Source organism: Pseudomonas sp. FW305-28 (assembly GCF_017351395.1).
GTDB classification, from domain to species: Bacteria; Pseudomonadota; Gammaproteobacteria; order Pseudomonadales; family Pseudomonadaceae; genus Aquipseudomonas; species Aquipseudomonas fluorescens_AA.
This window is the reverse complement of the sequence record NZ_JACNDD010000278.1, coordinates 1-2,869: the sequence shown is the minus strand read 5'-3', so window position 1 is coordinate 2,869 and position 2,869 is coordinate 1. Positions and strand designations below refer to the sequence as shown.

At 64.2% G+C, this 2,869-nt stretch carries 2 protein-coding genes; both read right to left on the bottom strand.

What is annotated here, in order from left to right; all coding sequences use genetic code 11:
- Nucleotides 1-64: 64 nt before the first annotated feature.
- Nucleotides 65-1,222 (bottom strand): citronellyl-CoA dehydrogenase, encoded by a 1,158-nt coding sequence (atuD, locus tag J4E53_RS30295; RefSeq protein WP_103310927.1) that lies wholly within the window; start codon nt 1,220-1,222, stop codon nt 65-67.
- Between the two features lie 26 nt (nt 1,223-1,248).
- Complete coding sequence (gene atuC, locus J4E53_RS30290) at nt 1,249-2,865, bottom strand: geranyl-CoA carboxylase subunit beta (RefSeq protein ID WP_103310929.1); 1,617 nt, start codon at nt 2,863-2,865, stop codon at nt 1,249-1,251.
- Nucleotides 2,866-2,869 lie beyond the last annotated feature (4 nt).

Below are 2,869 nucleotides of genomic sequence, written 5' to 3'. Positions count from 1 at the left end.
ATGCACTCACAGGGCATTGTGGGAGCAAAGCTTGCTCGCGATGGCGGTCTGGCAGGCGATGTACTCAGTTTTTCTTCCCCGGCAAAATGCCCATGAGCTTGCAGATGATGCCCAGCATGATTTCGTCCGCGCCGGCGCCGATGGACACCAGCCGTACGTCGCGATAGGCGCGGGCGACCGGGTTGTCCCACATGAAGCCCATGCCGCCCCAGTATTGCAGGCAACTGTCGGTGGTTTCCCGGGCCAGGCGCCCGGCCTTGAGCTTGGCCATCGACGCCAGTCGCGTGACGTCCTGGCCGTGGATGTACTGCTCGGTGGCCTGGTAGACCAGCGCCCGCAGGGATTCGATTTCGCTGGCCAGTTCCGCCAGGCGGAAGTGGATCACCTGGTTGTCGATCAGGGCCGTGCCGAAGGTCTTGCGCTCCTTGCAGTACTCGATGGTGCTGTCGATGCAATGCTCCAGGCCCTTGAGCATGTTGGCCGCGCCGAACAGGCGTTCTTCCTGGAATTGCAGCATCTGCATCATGAACCCGGCACCTTCCTGGCCGATGCGATTGCGTTGTGGCACCCGCACGTCGTCGAAAAACACCTGGGCGGTTTCCGAGCTGCGCATGCCGAGTTTGTCCAGGTGCTGGCCGAGGCTGATGCCGGCGCTGCGCATCGGCACCATGATCAGCGATTTGTTGACGTGGGGCTTGTCGTCCGAGGTATTCGCCAACAGGCAGATGAAATCAGCGCTCGGTGCATTGGTGATCCACATCTTGCTGCCGTTGATGACGTAGTCGTCGCCGTCCTTGCGCGCCGTGGTCTTGAGGCCGGCGACGTCGGAACCGGCACCGACTTCCGAGACGCCGATGCAGCCCACCTGTTCGCCGCGAATGGCCGGGCGCAGGAACGCTTCGCGCAACTCGTCGGAGCCGAAACGGGCCAGGGCCGGGGTGCACATGTCGGTCTGCACGCCGATGGACATCGGCACGCCGCCGCAATGAATAGTGCCGAATTCCTCGGCCGCGACGATCGAATAGCTGTAGTCCAGGCCCATGCCGCCGAAGGCCTGCGGCTTGGAAATACCCAGCAGGCCCAACTCGCCGGCCTTGCGGAAAATCTCGTGGATGGGGAAACGCCCGGCCCGCTCCCATTCGTCGACGTAGGGATTGATGTCGTGGTCGACAAACTGGCGGACGGTGCGCCGCAGTGCTTCGTGTTCCTGGGTAAAGATCATTTTTATTGTTCTCCTGGAGGTTGCGCTCAGAAGCGGGCCACGCCGAAGCTGTTGGCTTGCAGTGGCCGCTGCTCGGCCTCGTGACAGATGTCCAGCAGCAAGCCCAGCAAGGTGCGGGTGTCGCGCGGGTCGATGAGCCCGTCGTCCCACAGGCTGGCGCTGCCGTAGAGGGCGGTGGATTGGCTGTCGAGTTTCTGCGCGGTGGTTTGCTCGAGCAGGTCCAGCATCTTCGGGTCGGGGCTCAGGCCGTTCTTGAGTTGCGTGGCCTCCGTGACCATCCGCAGGACCTTGCCGGCCTGGGCGCCGCCCATCACGGCGGTGTGGCTGTTGGGCCAGGCGAAGATGAAGCGCGGGTCTAGCCCGCGGCCGCACATGGCGTAGTTGCCGGCACCATAGGAGCCGCCCACCACGACCGTCAGCTTGGGCACCCGGGCATTGGCCACGGCCTGGATCATCTTGGCGCCATGCTTGATCACCCCTTGTCGCTCCGACTCGGTGCCGACCATGAACCCGGTGGTGTTGTGCAAGAACAGCAGCGGCGTGCGGCTTTGATCGCACAACTGGATGAACTGCGCCGCCTTGGCCGCGCCCTGTGGCGTGATGGGGCCGTTGTTGCCGATCAGGCCGCAGGCATGGCCGCGAATGTGCAGGTGGCCGCAAATCGTCTGGGTGTCGAATTCGCTTTTGAAGGCCAGGAAATGCGAGCCGTCGGCGATGCGGGCGATGATTTCCCCTACGTCATAGGGTTTCTTCGGGTCGTCGGGCACCAGTCCCAATAATTCGTCGGCGGGGTAGAGCGGCTCCGTCCAGGTCCGTTCGGGCTGTGGCGGCAATTGTGCATTCCAGGGCAGCAGATCGAGGATTTCCCGGGCCAGGCGTATGCCATCGGCGTCGTTCTCCGCCAGGTATTCGGCAGTGCCGGCCACCTGCACGTGCATCAGCGCACCGCCCAGTTCCTCTTCGCTGGCCACTTCGCCGGTCGCGGCCTTGAGCAACGGCGGCCCGGCCAGGAACAGCCGCGCCTTGTCGCGCACCACCACCACGTAATCCGACAAACCCGGCTGATAAGCGCCGCCGGCCGTGGCCGAGCCATGCACGACGGTGATCTGCGGCAGGCCCATGGCCGACATACGTGCCTGATTGGCGAAGCAGCGCGCGCCTTCGACGAAAATCTGCGCCGCGTAATTGAGATTGGCGCCGCCACTTTCGGCAAGGGTGATGACCGGCAGTTTGTTTTCCATGGCGATCTGTTGCAGGCGCAGGGTCTTGTGCAAACCGCTGGGGGAAATCGTGCCGCCCTTGATCGCGCTGTTGTTGGCCACCACCAGTGCCCGCACCCCGGACACATAGCCGATCCCGGCGATCAGACCGCCGCCGGCCTGGCTGCCGTCCTTGTCGTCATGGAGTTTGTAGCCGGCCAGGCTCGCCAGCTCGAGGAACGGTGCGCCGGGGTCCAGCAGCAAGTTCAGGCGCTGGCGTGGCAACAGTTGGCCGCGCTGGTCGAACTTGTCCTGGGCCTGGGCGGCTTTCGCCAGCACGGCCCGTTCGAGTTGGCGCAGTTGTTCGACACCGGCCAGCATCGCTGCATGGTTGCGTGCGAAGTCAGCGCTGTGGGGATCCAGGTGCGATTCGATGACCGGCATGCAG